We start from the raw sequence: 24,411 nt of genomic DNA on the forward strand, positions 1-24,411 counted from the left end.
CATGTCACCGGACATCATGCGCAATCCGGTACTTGAAATACCTCCATCGGCTGATTTGCTACACGGCCTTGACCATCACGTAGGCCCTGCCATCGGGCTCGATCGATATCACGCGGCCAACAGCATGCAGGTACTGCTTCATACTGAGATCGTCCTCGTGCATGGCAATGCCGTTGATACCGGCTCCGTCCTGCACCGGCACGATGTAATCGCCCGGCTGGGCGCCCAGCACGTTGACCGGTACGCGGCCGGCGATGGCGATGCGGTCGACTTTTTGGCGCTCGGCTTCCAGGGCGGCGTCGAAGGCGGCCATGGCTTCGGCGTCCTGTAGCACAGCAAGTTCATACGCCGCTAGCGCAGCTGCGAAAACAGCCTGCTTTTCGGCCCATGCTTCATCGTTGTCGCCGGGCTCGGTGACCACGTCTTCATATTCCGGCGGATTGGTGCCGGGCACCAGTTGCTGCGCGACCACGTCCTCACGGCGCAGAGGCTGGGCCGGTGCCGGCCCGGCCTGGGCCGATGGGCGGGGCCCCACATCGTTTGCCCAGGAGTCGCCGCCGACAAACGAGGGCGCGGTCGATTTGATCGAAAACATAACAGCATCAGCCCACTGGTCGGTTATCTGATTATCGGGAGTGATTCCGATAATTTGCCCAGGGGAGACAATTCCGCAGATTGGGCCTTTAAAAATGTACTCTGCATAGTCGTTGCCGCTAGTATTTACTGTTCCACCGGTTCTAATACTGCTACCGGTTACAGTATGTGTCGCCACATTCAATGCTGCTCCTGCCGCATTTCCGTAGCTGCCACTAACAACGTAAGCTTTAATGCAATTGTGTACTGCAATTTTTTGGACACCTTGTACCTCTGTATTTACAACACCAACTTCTACTGTGCCGGGTACGGTTACTAAACCGTCCCCTTTAACGTCAATAAGCGTGCCTGTCCAATTACCGCTGCCAGTATCGTAAGCCCGTAGAGTAAGATGATACCCCTGTGTATAGAGCACATTTCCGGGGGCGGTCATAAAACCAAAGTGCCCGTGGAAAGCAGAACCAGATACACCAGATACACCAAGACGCAATACTTCTAACGGAGCAGTAGTACCAAGTATTGTGCCACCGGCAAGGAACGAATAGCCTCCGGCCGCCAGACCGCCATTCTCCCCGGTAAAAATAGCATCTGAAAACGCAGTTGATCGTGATCCAGCCAATCTTCCAGGAACACCTTTCCAACGTGGGGCAATGTGAATAGGATTGCCCGGGGAAGTGGCCGAGTCAAAAACCATCGTACCAGCGGGCGCTGCTGTGGTTTCAACTGGTACTGCATAAGTCGTGGTTTCGTAGCCTGTCATATCAAAAGATATAGAGGCATACGTGCCCGCATCAAAGAATGCATATACGTCATGCACACCATCTACCCGACGACAGACCATGATACGGGACTGGCCGAGAATAGCCCCTTCAACATGCCAGTCCACATAGAACCCACCTCGTACACCCATGAAAATTGAAAATGGTGTAGAGGTGGACGCTGCCCAGCTATTATTAAACACACCTCTAATATACAAATTTGCAGCAGTACTGACCCCCTCCGCATTCATCGAGGCGATCTTTAACCAGCGCGTTGTTCCTGCCCCGTCCGCCAGATAACTGTAACCGTATTTATTTGCGGCTCCCACAGAAATAGGCTTATAGGTGGTTATCGGTATTCTTGGATCAAGCCACGCCGGGTCCATATAGCCATTCGGCCCGCCCACCGGCGACCTTCCCACAGCTGGCGCATACGACGCCACCACGGCGCCCCGTCCAGCCAGCTCATTCAAGCGCTGGATCGTATCCTTCTGGCCATAGTAAAAAAAATCACCCATTACAGCTCCTCTATTTCAATGTTGGTTGCATACGCCTGGAAAGATGGCGCGGTGATGGCGGCAAGATTGGCCAGACGGCCATACACCTGGTGTGCCTGCTCCAGCTCAACGTCATCGCTGTCCGGATACAGGCTGATGAAAAGCGGACGCGACAGGCCGTTCCCGTGCACGATGCGCCACAGTTCGGCACGGTCCAACGGCGTCATGTGATCGAGCGCCAGCGACAGCTTCCGGTACTTCACGCCCCGCTCCACCTTCTGTTCGCCGGCGCCATTGCGGTACTGGCTACTGGTATCGAGCGGCGTGATACCGGCGCCATACGATGCGTTCTGCTCGGGACTCCAGTAAGCCCCTGCCACCAGGCGCGCGGCTTCGATGTAGCCGGCAGGATTGTCGGGGTCCGCCAGGTCGATCACCAGTTTCCTGATGCTGCGCATCTGGAACCAGGCGCGGGCGTAGGTACCGCCGCCGTAACTGTAGGCGTTCAAACCCAGCGGCAATGCGCCCCAATCCCACATGCCCAGCCGCGCATACTCGCAGGCTGGTATGACGCCAGTGTCGAATGCAGGCGCAGCACTGCCAGGCTCGACGTAGCCGCGCACGCGGATGGTTGCCCCTGGGGTCAGGTTGCAAAATGGCAGGGCCACGCCACCGACAATTTCAGGTGCCGGCCACGTTGCCGTGATGCTTAGTACTGCGCCGATTGAACGCAAAACTGAAGACTTACCCTCGCGCTGCAGGTTGGCAGGACCCAAGATGCCGGCCTGGCTCGATGCCGTCAACACTGCGCGGTCGGCGGCATTGTCGTAAATGATGCGCAAGTTGCTCATGCACCCTCCTGCACCGGCCAAAGAATGGCCTCAAGCGTGTCAAACGAGGTGGCGATAGCGATCTGCTTCCGTAACCGAAGGGCGATAGCGAACGCCTCGGTGACGTGCGCGCCCAACGCGGCGCCAACGGCAATCATGCCGGATGCATCGAGCGTCACGTGGGTGTTATCTGACAAGGTCCAGTCGATGCTGTAGGGCTGGCCGGCAGCTTGCGCAATCAGGGCTAGCTGCGTGGCTCCGACGATACGGTCCTTGTCGGCCTGGTACACGACGCCACAGCACATGAAATCTGCGGTTTCAGCAACGCTGCGTGCCGCCTTGATGCGCTCCCAAGTGCGCACTTTGACGCTATCGAGCGTTCTTGCATCTATCCACATGTCTGCCACCGCATCGTATGCGTGATGCTCGCTGGGCTGTGGCGGCAGCGTCTTACCGGTGCGCTCGTTCGTGAGAGTGCCATCACTGTGGACAATGATTGTTTGCATTAAAAATTCCTTGCGATCACTGTCGCTTGACATTGTTTAAGATAAAGCCGCCGCATATCCGCAGCTGTGAGCGATGCATTGGTAGCGGAAACGCCAAACTGGACCGTGTCCCCCGCGCTGACATACAGTGTTTTTCCATAGCCCGTCGCTACAGGAGCATCACCAGCCTGCCGCTCCTGAACTCCGCTCAGCCATACCCACACCCCGCCATTGGTGCGGTACCAGATGCTCAACTGGTCGTCGACCACCGCAGTGCAAATGATCGAAAAGAACACGGCGCCAGAGCGGATACGGCGCTCGGCAGGCCACAATGGAGCGTTGTGCATGAACAGAACTTCCTCAGACGTGAATACAACGGCGGAACTGGTCGACGAATCCTGAATAAACACTCCTGACGCGGACGACTGCAGCGAAATCGATGGATAGCCCGGTTCGAAGAATGAAGTTGCTGCAGCGGCTGTGCCGACAGACACCCGCGCGGATGAGAGGTCGCCGGAAAATGTTCCTGATGCACCTTTCAATTCGCCCGTAAAAATTCCGCTCGCGGCCTGTAACTCTCCAGAAAACGTTCCGGAAGCTGCTGAAAGTCTGCCCGAAAAAGTCGCCTTTCCACCATTGATGAGCAGACCGGGCATGGACACATAACCACCACTTCCCAACTCTACATAGCCGCCGGTTGCAGGGTTACCCAGCAGTAAGCCCCGTTCACTCAGGTGAAAGCCAAGGCCGCCGTTGCTCGGCCAAAGATAGGTGTTAGTGGGATAGCCAGCGCCTCCATGCAGCGTCGCTCCATAAATATCGCCTGCAGTCACTTCGCCGAGGTTGGCAGAGATGGCAGAGACCTTATCCACCGACAGTGCCTTGGCCGCCACCGACCCCTCGACGAGCAAGTTGCCATTCAGCACCGTACCCAGCACCAGCCATGCGCCATTCTCAAAATACTTCGTCACCGCGTGCGTCGCGTCATACAAGGTCACCACGTCGCGGTTGATCGGCGCGCCATAGCCGGCACGCCCCAATTCATACACGGCCGAGGCATCCGACCAGGCCGAATAGCCGGGCGCCGTCACCGTCACCGTGCCGCGCTGGCCGGTGGCGCCATCGGCGGCCAGGCGCGCAACGGCGGCCCATTCGCCTGGGGCGATGTCGTCGGTCGCCGTGCGCGACGCGGCCGTGGCGCCGGATGTGAACAGATAGGCGCCGCCCGCCGCCGGCACCTGGGCCGACCAGCCGTTGTTCAGGCCCGTCAGTGCGCCGGTGGCAAAGGTGAACGTACATGCCGTACTCGGTAGTGCCGGTGCGATGTTGGTCGCGCCGCGCTGGTAGATGCGCACGGGCGCCACGTTCAAGCCGTCGGTGCCATCCTTGGCCAGTTGCACCGCCCCCGCCCACTCATTGGCGGCGATATTGTCCGTGGCATTGCGCGAACTGGCTGCCGCCACGCGCACGTACAGCGGCGCCGTGCCGGCAGGGATATTCTTCGACCAGCCATTGGCCAGGTCGTTGCCGGCCGGTGTCGTAATGGCCCCCGTGGAAAAGGTGAAGATCACATCGCCAGGCGAATCGGCTGGCGCAGCGGCGGCGCGCTTGTAGGCGAAGGCCTGGCCCGTGTTCAAGCCGGCCAGGCCCGTCTCGCCGGCAGCACCGTCAAAGACCTTGCTGACCATGTAATTGGCGAGGTAGTCGACGCCAAATTCACGGATACGCGCCTGCACCAGCGCCGTATCGGTAGTCATGCTGGCGAAATCGACCGTGGCCACGTTGCCGTTCACCCGCAAGGCCGTGCCGGCCGATACGGAAAACACGATATCGCCCACCACATTGACCGGCTTGGCGGTGATGGCGATTGATCCGGGCGCGCCGGCACCGGCGCTATTGACGCGAAAAACGGGTGTGCTGGCGGACATCAGGATCGCCTTGCCATCGGCCGTCGTGCTGAAGCGCTCCGCCGTCACCTGCAGCAGCGTATCGCGTTCCCCCACAATCGCGCTCATACGAGCACCCCCACCGTCACTCTGCCCGTCAGCCAGAAGCGCGACAGCAGTACCACCACGCCCGGTACACCGTCCTGCAAGCCAAAGCGTTCAGCGCGCAGTTGTACGGGCTGCCCCAATTCCAGCATCATCATCTCGGGTTCTCCATCGAATTCATAAATGGTGCGCGGCACCTTGTTCAGGGCCAGGCGCCGCAGCGCTTCCGCGCGGGCATCGGCCCGCGTCTTGAGGCAGGTATCGATCTGCACCGGATCGTCAGTCAGGCGATAGCGTGCGCGCACGGCTTCATCGACCACCGTCTCCGTCAGCCATTCCGTGGCGTACAAATCCGCATGCGCGGACGGAATGCTGGTCGTCAGGCCCGCCTGCAGCTTGTAGTTCCGGTCGAAGCCGATCTTCACGGCGGCCGTCACCGGCAGGCGCTGCGCGGGGCGCAGCGAACGTTCGCGCATCTGCTCCGGGCCGATCGCCAGCGGCACGCCGGCGGCAGGCAAGGCGATCTGCACCAGGCGCAGCTGGCCGGTGCGCGACATGATCGCCTGGGCGCCCACGCTGGCCGCCAGCTGCTGGATGGCCTGCGCCTGGTTCGTGCGGTCCGCAACGTACAGCCCCACTGGCTGCGGGTGAACCGCATCGAAGGCGGCCAGGTTGTCCAGGTCCAGATCGGCAGCGGTAAAACGGTCGGCCGCCTTGCCGTAGGCGGTGGCAATACGCTGCACCAGCGGCGCGATGCGCGGCGCATAGCCGCCGCCCTTGTCGCCCTGCACGCTGGCCGTGATCGTGGTGGAAAACGGGTCGGTGGTCAGGTTGAAACGGCCCGCCTGGTCATTCAAGGCCACGGCGATCGGCTTGCCGTTGGTGCGCACTTCAAACGTCGATTCGACCGCGCCGAGAAAACCGTATTCCAGAGTTGCCGGATTGGTCAGCAAGGGCGTCACGTTGTGGCACTCGCCGAACGGAATCGGCAAGATGGCGTCCTTGTTCGGCGTCGTGCCTCCCAGCTTGGCTTCGGAGATCGGCGTATTCAAACGCTGCAGCTTGTCGCGCAAGACCAGATTGACCGACTCGCGCCCGGCACTGGCCACGTCGGCGATGATGCCGTCGAAGACCAGCTGGAAGTCGGCACGCGGCCAGGAAGGATCGCCGGCCCAAGCTTTGACCGGCCGGTTCATCCAGACGTCGTCCAGCCAGCCATCGAGCGCGCCATCGGCGTTATCGAGTTCGATATCGCCGCCCGACAGGCCCGCCTCGCCGGACAGGCTGACCTGTTCCGTGAAGGCCAGCCCGCCCTTGGCCAGCGGCTGGTACGCGGTATTGGCCGGTACTTCGCGCGGCCCGGTGACATAGGGCCGCGAAGCGATATACCGCGTCACCTCGCTGCCGCCCACATTCACCTGCGCCTCGATCAGCACCATGCGGATGGCCGACGGGCTTTGCAGCCATTCCTGAAATTGCGCATCGGTCATGCGTATTCTCCTTTCACTGCATTGGCCCAGGCGGATGCCCGGGATGATTTATCCACGCCATCGACCACCGTCCTGGCGGCATTGGCGTTCGATTCAAAGGTGGCCTGGATGGTGGCACCCGTTTGCGCCCGCTGGTCGGCGCGCAAGCCTTCCAGCTCCACGCGCATGGCCTGGTTGTCTTCGCGCAGGCCGCGGATTTCGGCCACCAGCACCTCGGAGCCGACGTTCGCAGCCGACGAGTAGCGCACGGGGTCGAAGACTGCCGCTGTCACGGGAGAAGTCATCGCGGCCAGCGCGGCGACCACGGGAGGATTACCGAGCTGCACGCCCAGATCCGCCGCACCACCCATCGCAGCCCGCAGACCGGCAATGGCTTGCGCCACCGTCAGCACGCTGTCGTTGATTTTGATCAAGCCCGACACCTGGGCATTGAGCGCATCGAGGCTGGCCTGCTGCACGTCGACCTGCGCGGCCGCCCATTTCAACGCTTCCTTGTTCGCTTCCACCACGCGGGCATAGTCGGCCGCATAGCGGGCGTCGGAAGCATTGACCACTTGCGAGGCCGTCAAAAATGCCTGTTCTGCGGCAGACAGCCCCGATTGCGCCGTCGTGTCGCCCGCATTCGCGGCAGCCAGGGTTTTCTCGAACTGCGCCCGCGCTTCGGCATATTTTTGCTCCGGCGTCAGCGTCGACTGTGCGCCCAGCGCCATGCTGGAATTCAGGCCGTTCAAGGTCGTCACCCACGATTTCGACTTCTCCAGCGCCGACTTGGCCGCCGCCGATTCCGTCTCGTAGGCCTTGGCCAGCGCATCCTTCGCGCTGGTCACCGCCTTGACGGCCTGGATCTGGTCGAACAATCCGCGATTGGCATCGGCGACGCCGGCGCGCTGGGCAGCCAGCAACTGCGCTTCTGTTTTCGTCAGTTCGTTCAACTGCTGCTGCATGTCCTTGCGTTCGCTGGCGATGTCGCTGGCCGTCTTGTTCACTTCGGCCAGTTCACTGGTGGCGGCGGTGAGATCGGCCGCATAATCGGCCGCCTTCTTGAACGGTTCGGCCAGGGACAGCAGCGCTACATACAATTCAGCGGATCCTTCTTTTCCGATGGCCACGCCATCAGCAGCGGACAATACGGCAGCCTTGAAGCCATCCATCGTCGTCACGCCGCCCAAACCCAGCTTGCCCATGGCGTCGTTCACCGACTTGGTGATCGGCGCCATTTTTTCGGATTCAGACAGGAAATTCTCATAGAAGTACGAGGTTCCGTCGGTCAGCTTTTCCAGGCCGCCTGCCACATCGATCAAGTCTTCCGTCAGCTTGACTGCGGCCATGCCGGTCACGCCAAATGACTTGCCCAGAACAAACAGAACATCACTGACTTGCTGGAAATCATTAGCAATACGGTTCAACGTTTCAAAAGCGCCTTCGCCTATCTTGGCGAAATCGCGCAAGCCGGCAACGCCAGCATCAGCCATCTTGTCGCCCAGTGCGGAAAATGCAGTTTCCAGTGCTTTCTGCTGATCCTCAGCCGACAATCCTTTCAAACTGATCTTGCCCAGATCGACCTTGAAACTGTCCATCCGTGCATTGAAATCACCGCCAGCCACGCCCATGACGTTGGCGGCGCCACGAATGGCATTGCCCATGCTGACGATAATCATCGTGAACTGCTGATTGACGTCATCGGACATTGCTGCCGTCTCGGTCTTGTCCTTATTGCTATAGGTAAAACCCAATGCTTTCTTCTTGGTATTGACATCAGCATACGATTGGGCGGTAAAACCGATATCCTCGATCTGGCCCAGGCTCATGGCCTTGCCAGTAATCCCCTGATCGACCACCGTCTTGGAGGTATTGAACAGTTTGGAAACAACGCTGCCCAACACCGCGCCCACCACACTGCCGAGCACCAATCCGATGGGGCCACCAATCGCCGCCATGCCCATGCCCAGATAGGTACCCAGCATGGCGCCACCCAAGCCACCAGCAGAAGTACCCGCCAGAACGCCCATCGTGCCTCCCAGGACCTTGGTTCCGGTCTGCACACTTGCAGCAGCTCCGCCCACTCCCGTGGCCACTGATTCGCGTGCCAGCAGATTGGCCAGGTTGCCGATACCGGCAGCGAGCTTGCGCAGCGAGTTATCCATTGAAATGGTATGCGCCAGGCCCAACCCGGAATTTTTTTCCATGATGGCCAGGCTGCGCGCGATCGAATCGCTTTTGGCTGATGAGTCCCCCAGCACCGTGCCGGTGCCGTTTGCTTTCTGGCGCTCCTTGGCGACATCGACATTACCGCCGCCTCCACCACCAATCGCTACACCCAAGCCTGCCACGATCGCGGCCATGGCCGCCATGCGGCCAAACGCGGTATAGGGGTCGCCCGATCCTTGGCTCAGCACTGCGCTGATTCCCTTTGGCACCAGTTCGGCCAGAGTCATGGCCACTTCCGCCGCATGGAACATCTGCGATACCGTAGTCAAGGCTTTGTAGCCTGCACTTTGCTCGTCGAAGAAGCCAGCCGCCGCGCCAGCCATGTCGCTATAACCTTTCATCTGGGCTTGCGTGGAATCAAGCTGCGCTTTCGATTTCGCGGCGATTTCCTTTGATTTGTCCCCCTGGGCATCCTCCTCCGCGTTCGCCAGGGTTCTTTGAATGTCTTGCTGGGCCTTCTTGTGCTCAACCAGCGCGGAGGTCACCTTGCCTATCGTGCCGCCCACCTTGCCGAAAGCCTTTTCCAGCGCATCGCCCAAGGCTTTGGCACCATCTGCTGCCTCTTTCCATTGCTGCTCGTCAGCTGCCTTGGTATCGGCGCGTTTCTTGTCCCTTTTCGCCTTCGCATCCTCTTCCTGCTTTTTCAGAGTCTCGGCCGCCTGCTGGCGTGCGATTTCATTCACCTGTGCCAACTCGGCCTGCACCTTCGGTTCCACCCGCTCTTTGGCGGCGCCAGCTTCGGCGATCTTGTTCTTGTTTTCCTGAACAGCTTGCGGCGTTTTCGCCTTAAAGGCGCTCAACACATCGATCTGCTTCTGGTAGGCATCCGCTTCCGCCTTGCCCCGCTCGCGAATGGCGTTTTGACGACGCTCAAAGTATTGCTCGTCGCTCAGGGTGCCTCCCTTGCGATACAATTCATCGAGCTTGGCGCTCTGTTCAAAGCCCTCCGTTTTCAAGCGCAACTCACTTTGAATGGCTTGCAACTGCCCGGCGCGCTTTGCCTCGCGATCGTCAGAACCAAAGGCGGGCGGAGGTGGCGCAACCTTGAAATAGGCATGAATACTGGCACGCATCTTTTCCCGCTCAGCAAAGGGAACCGCCAGTGGCGTTCCGTTTAGTCTGGCAACGTGTTTGTTGTATTTCTCAAGTACTACGGATTCCTGGCTAATTTTTTGGGCATAAATCTTAGTGAGCGCGTCGATGCCCTTTTTTGCTTCTTTTTCAGCATCATTTTTTTCTTGAGTCGCAAGCTGCGCAGCGGCAACTTTTCTCTCTTGGGTTTGCTGATTCACCAGCACCTGCCTGGCCTTTGCCATCTGTTCAAGAACCTGCTCCAATTGCTTGCCACTTATACCCATGCCTTCATGCGTATCCAGGCTGGTATGGCCTGTGGCTTTTAACAACTCGACGCTCTCATCGTGTCGAACGATCTTGTCATCCACTGTGGTCCTGCGTCCGCCTCCATTGACGCTATCGCTAACATTCGACTGGAGGGTGTTAATATCCCGCATCGCAGCGCCAACAAAGCTCAGGTTTTCGCCGCGTTTTTTCAGCTCCTCGTTGTAACTCTTCGCCGTCGCAATCATCGCTTCCTGGGTCTTGCCTTCCTCCTCGAGCGTCTTGATATGCTGATACTGGCTGGCATCCAGTGTTCGATACACCTCGGCATGGGTATCGACCCAGTTGACAACACCGCCAGCCATCGTGGCAAAGTTCGCGGCAACCTCCCCTGCTGGCCTATTTGTACGCTGCGCCGCGGCTACAGCGGCGGCGCCAACCGACAGCATGGCCTCGCCCGTAAACTCTCCCGTTTCCAGCAATGTTTGCAAGGCTACGCGTGCCTCGCCCATACCTGCGTTCTCAAGCTTGGCAACCGACCTGACCATGTCATTGAACTGCCCTTCCGTAACGCCAGCCGAATTGCCTGTCAGTTGCATTGCCCTGGAAAAATTATCCGACTCCTGTTGCCCCTTCACGTAGGCACTTGCTGCAAATGCGGCAGCTTCCCCAAGCATTTGCAGGGCCAATACCGGCCCCGCGCCCAAACGCGTGATTGCCAGCTCCGTCAGGCCAGATACATTCGCCAGTTCGCCCAAGCCATCCTTGATTTTCCCGACGTCGGCGTTCATGCCGCCTTCGCCGATCTTCAGCGACGCCCTTGCAAAGCCTTCGACTGCGGTCATGCCCTTGAACAAGGCATCCGAAGCGTCGCTGCTTTCGTCACCAAGTACTCTGGATGCATCTGCCGCCGCGCGTATCGCCTCGGCCTGCGCACGCATGACTTGCTCAGAATCGCGCATCCTGGTGTTCGCATCCTGGACTTGATATCCAGCCTCGCCGCTGGCGGCGGCCAGGTCGCTTATCGCCTGCGTACCTGCCCTCACTTCCGCCGTATTCACAACAATTAATATTTCCGTTATCTCTGGCATGTTTGGCCCCTAAAAAAGGCCGCGCATGGCGGCCGGGTTGGAAAATGCGGGTCAGCCCGCCGCATGCTGATGCGACAGGAACAGCGCGTCGAGCTGGTCGAGCAGTTGGTGCTCGAACGGCTCGATGGCGATGGCGTGGCGCGCCTGCCAGGCGAGGATTTCCGTGCTGGCGATGGGGTTGACGGCCATGCCGTTCTGCCGCTTGCGGTTCAATTGCGCGAACCATTCCCACACGTGGGCCAGCTCGAACGGCATCGGCGGCGTCGCCTCCTCGGGCGGCGCGCGGTACAGCGGATGGCGCCGGGCGGCGTCGATATGCTCGCCCTTGGCATGGCCATCGGCCGCCCGTGCGCCGCGCTCGAACTGGTGCCCGGCGTAGCGCAGCAGGCTGGCCGTCAGAGTTTCAAAAAATTCGACTCGTTTTCCAGCGCGGTGGTGACTTTTTCCTGCCAGGTCGGGTACTTTTCAAAGGCCGCTTCCAGCAATGCCGGATCGAGCGGCACGGGTGCGCCGTTGCTGGTGAAGCCGTACCAGCCCGTGACCACGGCCAGTGCAAGGCGCTTCTGGTTGCCGTCGATGGCTTGCACCAGCAGTTCCGCGCCTTCGTCGGTGGAGGCGTCGATGGCCGTCTTGCGGCGCGCCGATTTCTTGTAGCCTTCGGCGCGCACGGCGTTGTTGGCGACGCGGTATTGCTCGCTGTTCTTGCCGACGATGGTCAGGCCGGCCACCGCTTCGCCGTCCGCGTCGAAGATGATGGGCACGTCGAACGTGACGGGCGTGACCGCCGCGTGGATATTGCCGATGTCGAAACCTGCCTGGATTTTTTGCGCGTTGTTCATGTGTGATGCTTTCTGGATGAAGTAGAAAAATAAAAAAAAGGCCGCCATCGCGGCGGCCCCGGTGCAGGCGCTGGCTGCTTACAGCGCGCTGTCCTGGATGGTCAGGGTGGTCGCTTCATGCTGCGCGTCCGTGCCCTTGTAGCGCAGGACGTCGAAGGCGCAGGTGACGATCTTGTTTTTCTCGCCATCGTCGATCTTGGCCGAGGTGATCTTGATGCGGCCCATGGCCAGCGCCAGCACGTCGGCTGCCGGCGCCGTGCCCGACGCCATGGCGTAGGCCAGCGGGATTTCCGTCTCGGACTTGAAGTAGTCGAGGTAGGTGGCGTCCTGCAGCAGCACCGTGAACTGGCCCGAGCCCATCACCTTGCCGCGCGAGGCGGCCGTGGCGTACTTCGAGCCGATCACCGGGTCGACCTTGACCTGGCCGTCGAGCGAGACGGACATGCCGGTGCAGATCTGCGACGGGATGCCGTTCACCGACAGCATGGCCGTGGCGCCCGAGAATTTGCCCGTGCCCGGCGCGGCCAGCGGCGTGGCGAAATGCGGCACGGCCGTGGTCGGGCCTTCCGACTTGCCCATCAGGGTGAAGTCCAGGCTGGTGATGCCGTTCGGCTGCACGGCGATATCCATCTTGCTGACCAATTGGTCGACGAAGCTGCGGTGCACGCCGATGTTCGGGTCCTGCACTTCGGCCGTGAACCAGTCCGTGGTATGGCCGGTCAACGGGGTGAAGCTGCGCTTGCCGATGGCCGCCACGCCGACCGAGTCGCCGGCCGCCTTGACGATCATGGCCGAGCCGTCCATGAACTGGCCAAACAGGTTGGTGGCCGTCACCGACGTGACGAAGAAGTTCTTCGCGTTGTTGGCGGCCGCCGGTGCCGTCATGCCGGTGATGCGCACGACGCTGCCGGCGCGGAAGCCTTCGGCCAGCCAGGAACCGGCGCTGCGCGTCAGGCCGGAGGCGGCAGCGGCGATGGTCGTTTGCGCGGCAGCCACGCCGCCCGCCGTGAAGTCGCGGCGCAGCAGCGCGGCCATCAGCGGCGCGTACGTGCCGCATGCCGCTTCGGCCTTGATGGCGCCCGTGGTGCGGAAGTTGCCCAGGCGGGTATCGCCCTGCTGCTGGCTGGCGTCGATTTCGGCGCTCGCGTATTTGTCCGCTTCCGTGTCGAAGGTGGCCGTCACGCGGGGATAAATCTGGCCGCCGCCGGCAGCGGCCTTGCTGCCTTCGGCGCTTTGTTTGCTGATAACGATCACGCTGTCGATGCCGTTTGCTGTCAGTGCCATAAGTAATACCTTTCGTGGGATGAAAACCGCCGGGGCGGTCTTGTGGGAGAAACTGAAAAATGGGAGATGAAACGAAAAAGCCCACGCGCGGTGAGGCGGCGGGCTGGCGTCCGGATGGCATGGGGCCATGCCGGATGGATGTTGGGCGAAGGGGCCATGAAGGCCGTTCGCTGCGCTGATTTCCCCTATCGGTGTCGCGCCGAAAGCGCGTCTATTACGAGTGGAGAAGCATGTGGTGTACTGCGGTATTGCCGGTGTTTCTGTTGCTGCGTGATCGAGACTCTATTGTAGGGGCGTTTTTTTCAGTGCCAGGCATATTGCAAAAAAAATTTCAGTGACCGAGACGGCGCATGGCGCGGGCACCGTGCGACTGGAAGATGCCTTCCAGTTCGCTGACCATGTCCTTGATGCGTTCAAGCTCAAAGCCGCCGGAGCAGCTGATGGCCGCTTCGCCGCCACCGTGGCACGCCTTGCAAACGACAGGCGCGCCGGCCTGCATGGCGGCGACGACGCCCGTGCCGTGGCAGCCCTTGCATTTGCTGTCGAGCCAATGCGCGAGCGACGCTTCGGCCACGCGGCGGTACAAGGTATTGGCGGCCTGCGCATCCCAGGCCGTCTGCGCCTTGACCCAGCGCCGCGCGCGGCCCTTCTGCGTCACGGCGGCCGTCCAGGCACGCAGCAGCTGCGCCAGGTTGCCCGCATTGCCTTCGAACAGGCGGCTGATGGTGCCGTCCGCGTATTTGACGCGGCACAGCAAGGCGCCCATGTCGCCGGCCAGCGCGGCCGCCGCGATCACGTCCAGGTCGTGGTGGACGGCATCGTCGCGCAGGTTTTGCGACGACAGCGATGCGATGAATTTTTCTGCGAATCCCATGATTTCTCCTCGTTCCTCGTTGATACTAATCGTTGTTACTTGCCGGGCCAAACAGCGCCGCCACCAGCGGATCGCGGCGCGCCGTGCCGCGCGCCCAGCTGGCCGTGCGGCGCACCTGCGGCGGCAGTTCGGCCCAGCCGTCGACCTCGTCGTCCTGCTCGCCCAGCGCATACAGTGCGGGCCGCTGGCGTCCCGGCTCGGTGCAATGGCGCTGCGCCAGATGGATCTGCCCCATGCCGCACATGTGGCGCAAATAGCGGCTCATGGTGCCCGCATCGAGTCCCAGCAAGGCGGACAACTGTGCCGCGCTGGCCTGGCCCTGCTCGCGGATGTACTGCGCGATGCGGGCAATGTGCAGCTGCGACTTCTTGCTGCGTCCCTGTAACTGGCGCCCCTGCCGCGGCGCCGCCCTGCTTTCAACCAACTGACTGCTGTTCAACATCTGCCTGACCTCCCGTGGTGTCGCCAACCGGCAGACGCTGTAGTGCGTTTGCGACAGGCAACAAGTAGACTTTATCAATCGCTAATGTTAAAGTCAAGCATTTGGTAATTTATCAAACGGTAAATTTCAGGTTTAATGTGGAGATGAATATGTATCAATACAGACGCGACCGCCTGCTGGCCCTGATCCGCGAGCACTACGACAACACGCGCAAGAAGATTTCCGACGTCAGCGGCTGGAGCGAGGCGCGCATCTCGCAAATCCTCTCGCCCACCTACCGCGAGGGACGCGCGTTCAGCGAAAAGATCGCGCGCAAGCTGGAAGCGGATCTGCAGCTCGATAGCATGTACTTCGACCAGGGCGCGGCGCCCGACCAGGCGGCCATGGCCGCGCGCGCGCTGGCCGGCGCGCAGCCCGTGGTGGTGGAAGATGGCGAGGATGCGCGTTTTTACCCGATCCGCAAGGTGAAATTGCGGCTGTCGGCCGGCATCACGGGCTTTGCCATCGAACCGGAAACGCACGACGGCAGCACCATCAGCGTGCCGCGCAGCTGGGTGGAGCGCAATGGCTACCACCCTGAAAAACTGGTGGCGATCAAGGTCAAGGGCGAGAGCATGGAGCCGGCCCTGTACGAGGACGACGTGGTGATCATCAATACGGCCGACAACCGGCCGGCCGACGGCATCGTGTTTGCCATCAATTACGAAGGCGAACCGGTGGTCAAGCGCATGGCGCGCGATATCGGCGAATGGTGGCTGACGTCGGACAACCCCGATCAGCGCAAATACCACCGCAAGCTGTGCCGCGGCAATGAATGCCTGATCGTGGGCCGGGTCGTGCGCAAGGAAAGCGACCGGATTTGAAAGCGAAATTTATCGATTGATAAACTTCGCTTTCATCGTGGCGCTTATGCCAGCGCTGTCTGGATCTGCTGCAGCGATGCCGGGTCATCCATCGACGTCAGATCGCCCGGGCTGCGTCCTTCGCAGATGGCCTGAATCGAGCGGCGCAGCAATTTACCCGAGCGCGTCTTCGGCAGCTGCGCCACGAACAGCACGCGCGCAGGCCGCGCCACGGCGCCCAGCTGGCGGTCGACGACGGCCATCACTTCGCGTTCCAGTACCGCTTTCGCTTCCACGCTGTCGAAGCCTTGCGGGTCCTTCAGGATCACGAAGGCCATCGCCACCTGGCCTTTGAGCTTGTCTTCCACGCCCACGACGGCCACTTCCGATACGTTCGGATGGCTGGTGATGCTTTCCTCGATTTCACGCGTGCCCAGGCGGTGGCCGGCCACGTTGATCACGTCGTCCGTACGGCCCAAAATGAAATAATAGCCGTCCGCATCGCGCACGCCCCAGTCGAACGTGGAATACACTTGCCGGCCGCTGAAAGTGGACCAGTAGGTGTCGACAAAGCGCGCATCGTCGCCGTACACGGTCTGCATGCAGCCCGGCGGCAGCGGGCCTTCCAGCACCAGCACGCCCTTCTCGTTGGCGCCGCACTCCTCGCCCGTCGCTTCGTTGAGCAGCTTGACCTGGTAGCCGTACATGGCCAGGCCCGGGCTGCCCAGGCGCGTCGGCGTGTCGGCAACGCCTTTCGCCACCGAGAGGATCGGCCAGCCCGTCTCCGTCTGCCAGTAGTTGTCGATGATGTCCACTTTCAGTTCGTCGGCGATCCATTGCGACGTGGTTTCATCGAGCGGCTCGCCCGCCAGGTACAGCGCTTTCAATGACGACAGGTCGTGCTTGCGCATCAGCTCCACCGGGTGCTTGCGCAGCACGCGGATGGCCGTCGGCGCCGAGAACATGCGCGTGACCCTGTATTTCTCGACGATGCTCCACCAGATGCCCGCATCGGGACAGACGGGCAAGCCCTCGTACAGGATGGTGGCCATGCCGGCGATCAGCGGGCCATACACGATGTAGGAATGGCCCACCACCCAGCCGATATCCGACGTGGCAAAGAAGGTTTCGCCTGGCTTGCCGCAGAAGTTGTACTGCATCGACGATGCCAGCGCCACCGCATAGCCGCCCACGTCGCGCTGCACGCCCTTCGGTTTGCCCGTCGTGCCCGAGGTATACAGCACGTACGACGGCTCGTTCGATTCGAGCCAGGTGACAGGTACCTGCGCGTCCAGGTGCTGCTCGCGCAGGGCTGCGTAATCGACGTCGCGGCCCGCCGTCAGTTCCATCGGCACGAGATGGCGGTCGACCAGCAGCACCTGTTGCGGCTTGTGCGCGGCGATGCGGATGGCTTCGTCGAGCAGCGGCTTGTAGGCGATCGCCTTGCCATTGCGCGAACCGGCATCGGCGGAAAATACCAGCTTGGGCCGTGCATCGTCGATGCGGCTGGCCAGGCTGTTGGCGGCAAAACCGCCGAAGACCACGGAATGCACGGCGCCGATGCGCGCGCAAGCGAGCATGGCAAACGCCGCCTCGGCGATCATCGGCATGTAGATCAATACGCGGTCCCCCTTGACCACGCCCAGCGCCAGCAAGATGGCGGCGCAGCGCTCCACTTCGCGCTGCAGCTCGCGAAAGCTGTAGGTGCGCTCCGTGTTCGTTTCCGTGGAAATGGCGATCAGCGCGGCGGCTTCGCCCTGGCTGTCGACCCAGCGGTCAACGGCGTTGTGGCACAAATTGGTGGTGCCGCCGACGAACCATTTGGCGAACGGCGGCCGGGAATAATCGAGCACTTGCGAAAACGGGGTATGCCAGTCGATCTTGTCCGCTTCCTCGCGCCAGAAAGCGTCTGGCGTGTCGATCGAGCGTTGATAAAAACTTGCGAAATTCATGTCTCCTCCGGTGGTGGTTGTTTTCCGTGCTTTTTTACTTATCTGTTCATCTGCGTCCCCCGGCATGGCCATGCTGTTCAGCCAGCAGCTGCCTTGCAAACAATCCCGGCTGCGCCGCCACGCAGCTGCCGCGTTCCTGCGCGATCCGCGCGCGGTTTTCCTCCAGTCTGGCAGCATCGAGCGGCATGCCGAACTGCCCGTCGTCCGGTGCAGTTTCCTGTGGCGACATCAGGCGCCGCAGCACGATGTCGCCCAGCGCCTTCTTGAAATGCCCCGCTTCCCAGTACCAGCGTGTGGCCTTGCTCCGCTCATTGGCGGCGGGTATCGGCTCGCAGTTGTACGCGCCATAGCCGCTGAAATCAGTCAGGGAAATCCGCGCGTCCGGGTACTGCGCCCTGACCGCGCCCATTTCCTGCACCAGCTGCGCTTTCCATTCCTCGAACAGGGGCCACAGCCCCGCATCTTCGAACATGGCCAGCATTTGCGCGTGATACGGATAGATCACCAGCTTGATGTCGGCCTGCGTGGCCGCCATCGCCAGCAAGAAGGTGCGCAGCAACTGAAAATCTTCGGTGGCGAGGCCGCGCGTCGATTTGCGGCCCAAGTTGGCGGCGCTTTCCCGCGCCCGTTGCGCGAACATCTTGTGATAGCCGTCCCGGCGCGCATGGGCGCCATAGTCGAGCAAGGGATTGAAGCCGTCGGCCGACATGGTCGCCGCCTCGCCGTCATGCTGGATGCGCAGCGTGTGCACGGCATCCTTGACGGAGGCCAGCGAAAAGAGCGCATCGAAGCGCCAGTCAGCGCGGCCATGCGCGGGCGCAGCGGCCGCTGGTGCTTGGCGTACGGCTGGCGCAACGGCGGGATTGAGAAAGTCGATGAACTCCATGCCCACGATGACCGTGCGCGGCTTGACGCCAGCCTGGCGCAATTGCGCGAACTGGCTGGCGGATGTGGCCAGGCCGGTACCGGGTATCGCCAGGTTGTAGCCCGCGCCCAGTGCGGTAAAAGCGCTGGCGCGCGGATCGAAGCCGATCTCGGCGCGCGAGTTCCCCAGGATGATGAATTGCGGCCGCAGACGCAGCGCATGCTCCTGCTTGATCTGGCTTTGGTAGCGGCTCAGTCCCGGCTTGACGGCATTGAAATGGTCGCGGCGCACGATTCCATACACGCCATACGGGTCGACGATGAGCACAAAGGCGCAAACGATGATGGCCCCCGACACCAGCAGGAGCAGCAAGGTAAACAGATAAAACCTGAATGGGGAGCGTGTCATGGCGTTCCCCTAGAACTGAAAGTACAGAAATTCGGCGGGCCGGTTCAAGGCCAGCGTGCTCGCCAGCGCCAGCGCGGCAATGGCGGCCGCCCACGCGGGCGACGCGCGCCAGGTCAGCCAGCGCAAGACGCCCAAGCCGCCCAAGCCGCCCGCCCCTGCCGCAGCCTGGCCGTCCTGGAAATCGAGCGCGGGCTCGAAGTGCCGCATGATTTGCTGCGTATTGGGCATGGCGAAAACCAGCACGGCCGCCATCGCGATCCACGTCCAGCTTTCGACAAACGCCGTGCCGCCGCCCAGATAGAAGGACACGCCCATCGACGCGAGCACGGGCTGCGCCGGCAGCAGATAGGGAGCCAGCGCGTCGGGCAAGGCCAGGCCGAAGCCGCCGCCCATGCCTTTTAGTATTGTCAGGGCACTGGCCATATCGGGAGCACGGAAGAAAACCCAGGCGATGCAGACGGCGGTAAAAGTAAGGCAGGTCGCCACGACATTGCCCGCACGCGTATCGGACGGCAGGTGAAGCGTGCGCGCCACCGTGCCCCAGCCCTTGTGGATAGCCAGGTAAGCGCCATGCAGCGCGCCCCAGACGATGAAATTCCACCCGGCGCCATGCCACAAGCCGCCCAGCACCATGGTGATCATCAGATTCAGGTAGCGCCGCACGGGCCCGCAGCGCTTGCCGCCCAGCGGGATATACAGGTAGTCACGCAGGAAACGCGACAGGGTCATGTGCCAGCGGCGCCAGAATTGCGCGATATTGCGCGCTTTGTAGGGCGAGTCGAAATTGAGCGGCAGGCGTACGCCAAATAATCTCGACAAGCCGATGGCCATGTCGGAATAGCCGGAGAAATCGAAGTACAGCTGGAACGCGTACGCCAGTACCCCGCCCCAGGCTGCCAGCATCGATGGCGCGGCCGGATCGCTGAACAGCGGTGCCGCATACGGGCCGATGTTATCTGCGACCAGTACTTTTTTCGCCAGCCCGATGATGAAAATCGTCGAGCCGATGGCCACATTCCTGGCCGAGAGCCGGAAGATCCGCTTGTCGGCGAACTGCGGCATCATCTCCTTGTGGTGCAGCACAGGGCCGGCGATCAGGTGCGGAAAATACGTGACGAACAGCAGATAGTGGACAAAGCGGCTTTCCCGCGCCTTGCCCTGGTAGGTATCGACCAGGAAGGCGATCTGCGTAAACGTAAAGAACGAGATTCCGATCGGCAGCACCACGTGCAGGACGGGCATCGGCTGCGCCAGCAATTGCGCCAGGCTGGCAACGAAGAAACCCGCATACTTGTAATAGGCGAGCATGCCCAGGTTGGCGGCGATAGCCGCGATCAACAGGCCCTTGCGGTGGCGGATGCGTCCCGGTCCCAGCAAGGTGGCGCAGCCGTAATTGAAGACGATGGAGCCGAGCAGCAACGGCAGGTAGCGGTAGTCCCACCAGCCATAGAAAAACAGCGAGGCGCCGGCCAGCCAGGTGGCGGCCCATGACTGGCTGCGCCGTCCCAGGATGAAAAAGCCCGCCACCGTGATGGGCAGATAGGCAAACAGGAAGACGTAGGAGTTAAATAGCATCTGTTCACCAGTCAGGAAGTGTGGGAGGCGGCCAGCGCCTGCACTACGCTCACGCGCATCGCGGCTGACGCCCCCCATTTTCCTTGTCGCTCAGTTTCTTTGCTAGCAGAAATATCAACTGATCTGCATGCGCATCCGCCTGTTTCGCCTGGCAGCTTAAAACGCGTCGCCGGGTATGCGCACGCCCCCTTCCATCAGCACGCGCGCGCTGCGGCTCATGATGGCCTTGGTGACGCTCCATGCGCCATCGGCCAGCGCCGCTTCCGCGCCCACCATCAGGGTGCCGGACGGGTGGCCGAAGCGCACCGAGTTGCGGGGACCGCCGCCGGCCGCCAGGTTGACCAGGGTGCCGGGAATGGCCGCCGCCGTGCCGATGGCCACAGCGGCCGTGCCCATCATGGCGTGGTGCAGCTTGCCCATGGACAGGGCGCGCACCAGCAGGTCGATGTCGCCCGCCTCCACCTGCTTGCCGCTGGACGAGACATAGCCGGCCGGCCTGGCGACAAACGCCACTTTCGGCGTGTGCTGGCGTTTCGCCGCTTCATCGAGGTGGGAAATCAAACCCATGCGCAATGCGCCATGCGCGCGGATGGTCTCGAAACGGGCCAGCGCGGCCGGGTCGCCATTGATGGCGTCCTGCAGCTCCGTGCCCGTGTAGCCGATGGCGTCCGCGTCGACGAAAATCGTCGGGATGCCGGCGTTGATCATCGTGACTTTCAACACGCCGATGCCGGGCACGTCGAGGTCATCGACGAGGTTGCCGGTGGGGAACATCGCGCCACCGCCACCCTCTTCCTCCGCGGCCGGATCGAGGAATTCCAGTTTCACTTCGGCGGCCGGGAAGGTCACGCCATCGAGCTCGAAGTCGCCCGTTTCCTGTACTTCGCCATCCGTCATGGGGACGTGGGCGATGATGGTCTTGCCGATATTGGCTTGCCAGATGCGCACCGTGGCGATACCGTTTGCCGGCACGCGGGCGGCGTCCACCAGGCCGCTGGCAATGGCGAACGAGCCGACGGCGGCAGACAGGTTGCCGCAGTTGCCGCTCCAGTCGACAAACGGCTTGTCGATGGACACCTGGCCGAACAGGTAGTCGACGTCGTGCTCCGGCTTGGTACTTTTCGCCAGGATCACCGTCTTGCTGGTGCTCGAGGTGGCGCCGCCCATGCCGTCGATCTGCTTGCCATACGGGTCGGGGCTGCCGATCACGCGCAGCAGCAAGGCATCGCGCGCGGCGCCCGGCACTTGCGCGCTGGCGGGTAAATCCTGCAGGCGGAAGAACACGCCCTTGCTGGTGCCGCCGCGCATGTAGGTGGCGGGGATTTTGATTTGGGGGGTGTGGGTCATTAGAGTTCCTGCGTTGAATTGCTGATTAAACCCAGAGGCAAAGAGCTGGGGTCAGACCCGTCGGGTCTGACCCCTGATTTACGTTGCATCAATCGTGAATTACGCGGCTTTCGAAGACTCGAGGAAATCCTGCGCAAACCGTTGCAGCACGCCGCCAGCCTCATAGATCGACACCTCTTCCGCCGTATCGAGGCGGCAGGTGACGGGCACTTCGACCGTTTCGCCGTTCTTGCGGTGGATGACGAGGGTCAGGGTGGAGCGCGGCGTACGCTCGCCGACGACGTCATAGGTTTCGCTGCCGTCCAGGCCCAGGGTCTTGCGGTTCACGCCGGGAAGGAACTCCAGCGGCAAGACGCCCATGCCCACCAGATTGGTACGGTGGATGCGTTCAAAACCTTCGGCCACGATGGCTTCCACGCCAGCCAGGCGCACGCCCTTGGCGGCCCAGTCGCGCGAGGAACCCTGGCCATAGTCGGCGCCGGCGATGATGATCAAGGGCTGCTTGCGCTCCATGTACACCTCGATGGCTTCCCACATGCGCGAGATTTTGCCTTCCGGCTCGATGCGCGTGAGCGAACCCGCCTTCACTTTGCCGTCCTCGATGACCATTTCGTTCTTCAGGGTCGGGTTGGCGAACGTGGCGCGTTGCGCCGTCAAATGGTCGCCCCGGTGCGTGGCGTAGGAATTGAAGTCTTCTTCCGGCAAGCCCATCTTCGCCAGGTATTCGCCGGCCGCGCTATCGAGCATGATGGCGTTCGATGGCGACAAGTGGTCGGTGGTGATGTTGTCGCCCAGGACCGCCAGCGGACGCATGCCCTTCAATGGGCGCGCGCCAGCCAGCGCGCCTTCCCAGTACGGCGGACGGCGGATATACGTCGTCTGCGGACGCCAGTCGTACAGGGGGCTGACCTTGATGCCGTCGTCCGCCTGCGCGGCGAACATCGGAATGTACACCTTGCGGAACTGCTCCGGCTTGACGCTGGATGCGACGATGGCGTCGATTTCCTCGTCGGACGGCCAGATATCTTTCAGTAAAATCGGTTTGCCGTCCGCGTCAATCCCCAGCACATCCTTCTCGATATCGAAGCGGATGGTGCCGGCGATCGCGTAGGCCACCACCAGCGGCGGCGATGCGAGGAAAGCCTGCTTCGCGTACGGGTGGATGCGGCCGTCGAAGTTGCGGTTGCCCGACAGGACGGCCGTGGCGTACAGGTCGCGCGACACCACTTCATCCTGGATCACGGGGTCGAGCGCGCCCGACATGCCGTTGCACGAGGTGCAGGCGAAAGCCACGACGCCGAAGCCCAGAGTTTCGAGCTCCGGCATCAGGCCCGCTTCCTGCAGATACAGTTCCACGGTTTTCGAGCCTGGCGCCAGCGACGATTTCACCCAGGGTTTGCGCGTGAGGCCCAGGCGGTTCGCATTGCGCGCGATCAGGCCGGCGGCGATCATGTTGCGCGGGTTGTTCGTATTGGTGCAGCTGGTAATAGCCGCGATGATGACGGCGCCGTCCGGCATCTTGCCCGGCTCGTTCTCGACCACGCCGGAAATCCCGCGCGCGGCCAGTTCCGACGTCGGTACGCGGTTGTGCGGATTCGACGGCCCGGCGATATTGCGCACGACGGACGACAGGTCAAACGTCAATACGCGCTCATACTGCGCGTCGACCAGGCTGTCGGCCCACAGGCCCGTCTCTTTCGCGTACAGCTCCACCAGTTTCACCAGTTCGTCGTCGCGGCCCGTCAGTTTCAGATATTTGATGGTTTGCGCGTCGATGTAGAACATGGCGGCCGTGGCGCCGAATTCCGGCGCCATGTTGGAAATCGTGGCGCGGTCGCCCAGGGTCAGGTGCGAGGCGCCTTCGCCAAAGAATTCCAGGTAGGACGAGACGACCTTCTGCTTGCGCAAAAATTCCGTCAGCGCCAGCACCGTATCGGTGGCCGTGATGCCGGGCTGCGGTTTCCCCGTCAGCTTGACGCCGATGATGTCGGGCAGACGCATCCACGAGGCGCGGCCCAGCATCACGCTTTCCGCTTCCAGGCCGCCCACGCCGATGGCGATCACGCCCAGCGCGTCAACCATCGGCGTATGCGAATCCGTGCCCACCAGGGTGTCGGGATAGGCCACGCCGTCCTGCACCTGGATCACGGGCGACATGCGCTCGAGGTTAATCTGGTGCAGGATGCCGTTCCCCGGCGGGATCACGTCGACGTTTTTAAACGCTTTCTTGGTCCAGTCGATGAAGTCGAAGCGGTCTTCGTTGCGGCGGTCTTCGATGGCGCGGTTCTTGGCGAAGGCGTCGGGGTCGAAGCCGCCGCATTCGACGGCCAGCGAGTGGTCGACCACCAGCTGCGTGGGCACCACCGGGTTGACCAGGGCCGGGTCGCCGCCCTGGGCCGCGATGGCGTCGCGCAAGCCGGCCAGGTCGACCAGGGCCGTCTGGCCCAGGATGTCATGGCAGACGACGCGCGCGGGGAACCAGGGAAAGTCGAGGTCGCGGCGGCGTTCGATGAACTGGCTCAGCGAGGCGTCCAGGGTGGCTGGGTCGCAGCGGCGCACGAGGTTTTCGGCCAGCACGCGCGAGGTGTAGGGCAAGGTGGCGTAGGCGCCTGGCTGGATCGCATCGACGGCGGCGCGCGTGTCGAAGTAGTCTAGCTGGGTGCCTGGCAAGGATTTGCGATGCAGGGTATTCATATTGATG

17 protein-coding genes are annotated in these 24,411 nt (G+C 61.9%); 1 reads left to right on the forward strand and 16 read right to left on the reverse strand.

Going from position 1 to position 24,411, the window contains the following annotated elements; genetic code table 11:
* Positions 1-58: 58 nt before the first annotated feature.
* The 11 genes from KO538_RS00425 to KO538_RS00475 form a co-directional block, all read right to left on the reverse strand.
* Positions 59-1,870, reverse strand: coding sequence for a hypothetical protein (locus tag KO538_RS00425; RefSeq protein WP_219327191.1), 1,812 nt, complete (start codon positions 1,868-1,870; stop codon positions 59-61).
* Entirely contained in the window at positions 1,870-2,700 is an 831-nt protein-coding gene (locus tag KO538_RS00430) for a hypothetical protein (protein ID WP_219327192.1), read from the reverse strand. The genes KO538_RS00425 and KO538_RS00430 overlap by 1 nt, the downstream gene beginning before the upstream one ends.
* Complete coding sequence (locus KO538_RS00435; RefSeq protein ID WP_257620099.1) at positions 2,697-3,185, reverse strand: DUF4376 domain-containing protein; 489 nt, start codon at positions 3,183-3,185, stop codon at positions 2,697-2,699. The genes KO538_RS00430 and KO538_RS00435 overlap by 4 nt, the downstream gene beginning before the upstream one ends.
* Positions 3,185-5,179 carry a hypothetical protein gene (locus KO538_RS00440; RefSeq protein WP_219327194.1) on the reverse strand — a complete coding sequence of 665 codons (1,995 nt, stop codon included), beginning with the start codon at positions 5,177-5,179 and terminating at the stop codon, positions 3,185-3,187. Before KO538_RS00440 ends, KO538_RS00435 begins: the two co-directional genes overlap by 1 nt.
* Complete coding sequence (locus tag KO538_RS00445) at positions 5,176-6,645, reverse strand: hypothetical protein (protein WP_072453210.1); 1,470 nt, start codon at positions 6,643-6,645, stop codon at positions 5,176-5,178. Before KO538_RS00445 ends, KO538_RS00440 begins: the two co-directional genes overlap by 4 nt.
* Complete coding sequence (locus tag KO538_RS00450) at positions 6,642-11,282, reverse strand: phage tail length tape measure family protein (protein WP_219327195.1); 4,641 nt, start codon at positions 11,280-11,282, stop codon at positions 6,642-6,644. The genes KO538_RS00445 and KO538_RS00450 overlap by 4 nt, the downstream gene beginning before the upstream one ends.
* Positions 11,283-11,333: 51 nt before the next feature.
* Positions 11,334-11,537, reverse strand: coding sequence for a hypothetical protein (locus KO538_RS00455; RefSeq protein WP_051991236.1), 204 nt, complete (start codon positions 11,535-11,537; stop codon positions 11,334-11,336).
* Positions 11,538-11,677: 140 nt separating this feature from the next.
* Positions 11,678-12,121 carry a hypothetical protein gene (locus KO538_RS00460; protein ID WP_139248220.1) on the reverse strand — a complete coding sequence of 148 codons (444 nt, stop codon included), beginning with the start codon at positions 12,119-12,121 and terminating at the stop codon, positions 11,678-11,680.
* Between the two features lie 78 nt (positions 12,122-12,199).
* On the reverse strand, positions 12,200-13,405 hold the full coding sequence (locus tag KO538_RS00465; RefSeq protein ID WP_219327196.1) for a phage tail tube protein: 1,206 nt from the start codon (positions 13,403-13,405) through the stop codon (positions 12,200-12,202).
* Between the two features lie 331 nt (positions 13,406-13,736).
* The gene (locus KO538_RS00470; RefSeq protein WP_219327197.1) at positions 13,737-14,279 is read right to left on the reverse strand and encodes a hypothetical protein; all 543 of its coding nucleotides are present in this window, start codon (positions 14,277-14,279) and stop codon (positions 13,737-13,739) included.
* 25 nt (positions 14,280-14,304) lie between these two features.
* A complete protein-coding gene (locus KO538_RS00475) occupies positions 14,305-14,721 on the reverse strand; it encodes a FeoC-like transcriptional regulator (RefSeq protein WP_072453198.1) in 417 nt (138 codons plus the stop codon).
* Positions 14,722-14,870: 149 nt separating this feature from the next.
* Here KO538_RS00475 and KO538_RS00480 point away from each other — a divergent pair, with 149 nt between their 5' ends.
* Complete coding sequence (locus KO538_RS00480; RefSeq protein ID WP_070304769.1) at positions 14,871-15,584, forward strand: S24 family peptidase; 714 nt, start codon at positions 14,871-14,873, stop codon at positions 15,582-15,584.
* A 44-nt stretch (positions 15,585-15,628) separates the two neighbouring features.
* On the opposite strand, the gene KO538_RS00485 is transcribed toward KO538_RS00480, so the two are convergent.
* The 5 genes from KO538_RS00485 to acnD all read right to left on the reverse strand — a co-directional run bounded on the left by KO538_RS00485 (position 15,629) and on the right by acnD (position 24,404).
* The gene (locus KO538_RS00485; protein ID WP_257620106.1) at positions 15,629-17,581 is read right to left on the reverse strand and encodes a propionate--CoA ligase; all 1,953 of its coding nucleotides are present in this window, start codon (positions 17,579-17,581) and stop codon (positions 15,629-15,631) included.
* Positions 17,562-18,788 carry a hypothetical protein gene (locus KO538_RS00490; protein ID WP_219327199.1) on the reverse strand — a complete coding sequence of 409 codons (1,227 nt, stop codon included), beginning with the start codon at positions 18,786-18,788 and terminating at the stop codon, positions 17,562-17,564. Before KO538_RS00490 ends, KO538_RS00485 begins: the two co-directional genes overlap by 20 nt.
* A gap of 9 nt (positions 18,789-18,797) precedes the next feature.
* Positions 18,798-20,363, reverse strand: coding sequence for an MBOAT family protein (locus KO538_RS00495; protein ID WP_219327200.1), 1,566 nt, complete (start codon positions 20,361-20,363; stop codon positions 18,798-18,800).
* Between the two features lie 156 nt (positions 20,364-20,519).
* On the reverse strand, positions 20,520-21,710 hold the full coding sequence (gene prpF, locus KO538_RS00500) for a 2-methylaconitate cis-trans isomerase PrpF (protein ID WP_219327201.1): 1,191 nt from the start codon (positions 21,708-21,710) through the stop codon (positions 20,520-20,522).
* A 99-nt stretch (positions 21,711-21,809) separates the two neighbouring features.
* Entirely contained in the window at positions 21,810-24,404 is a 2,595-nt protein-coding gene (acnD, locus tag KO538_RS00505) for a Fe/S-dependent 2-methylisocitrate dehydratase AcnD (RefSeq protein WP_219327202.1), read from the reverse strand.
* Positions 24,405-24,411 lie beyond the last annotated feature (7 nt).

Source organism: Janthinobacterium sp. NKUCC08_JDC (assembly GCF_019345575.1).
In the GTDB taxonomy this organism is placed as follows: Bacteria; Pseudomonadota; Gammaproteobacteria; order Burkholderiales; family Burkholderiaceae_D; genus Janthinobacterium; species Janthinobacterium aestuarii.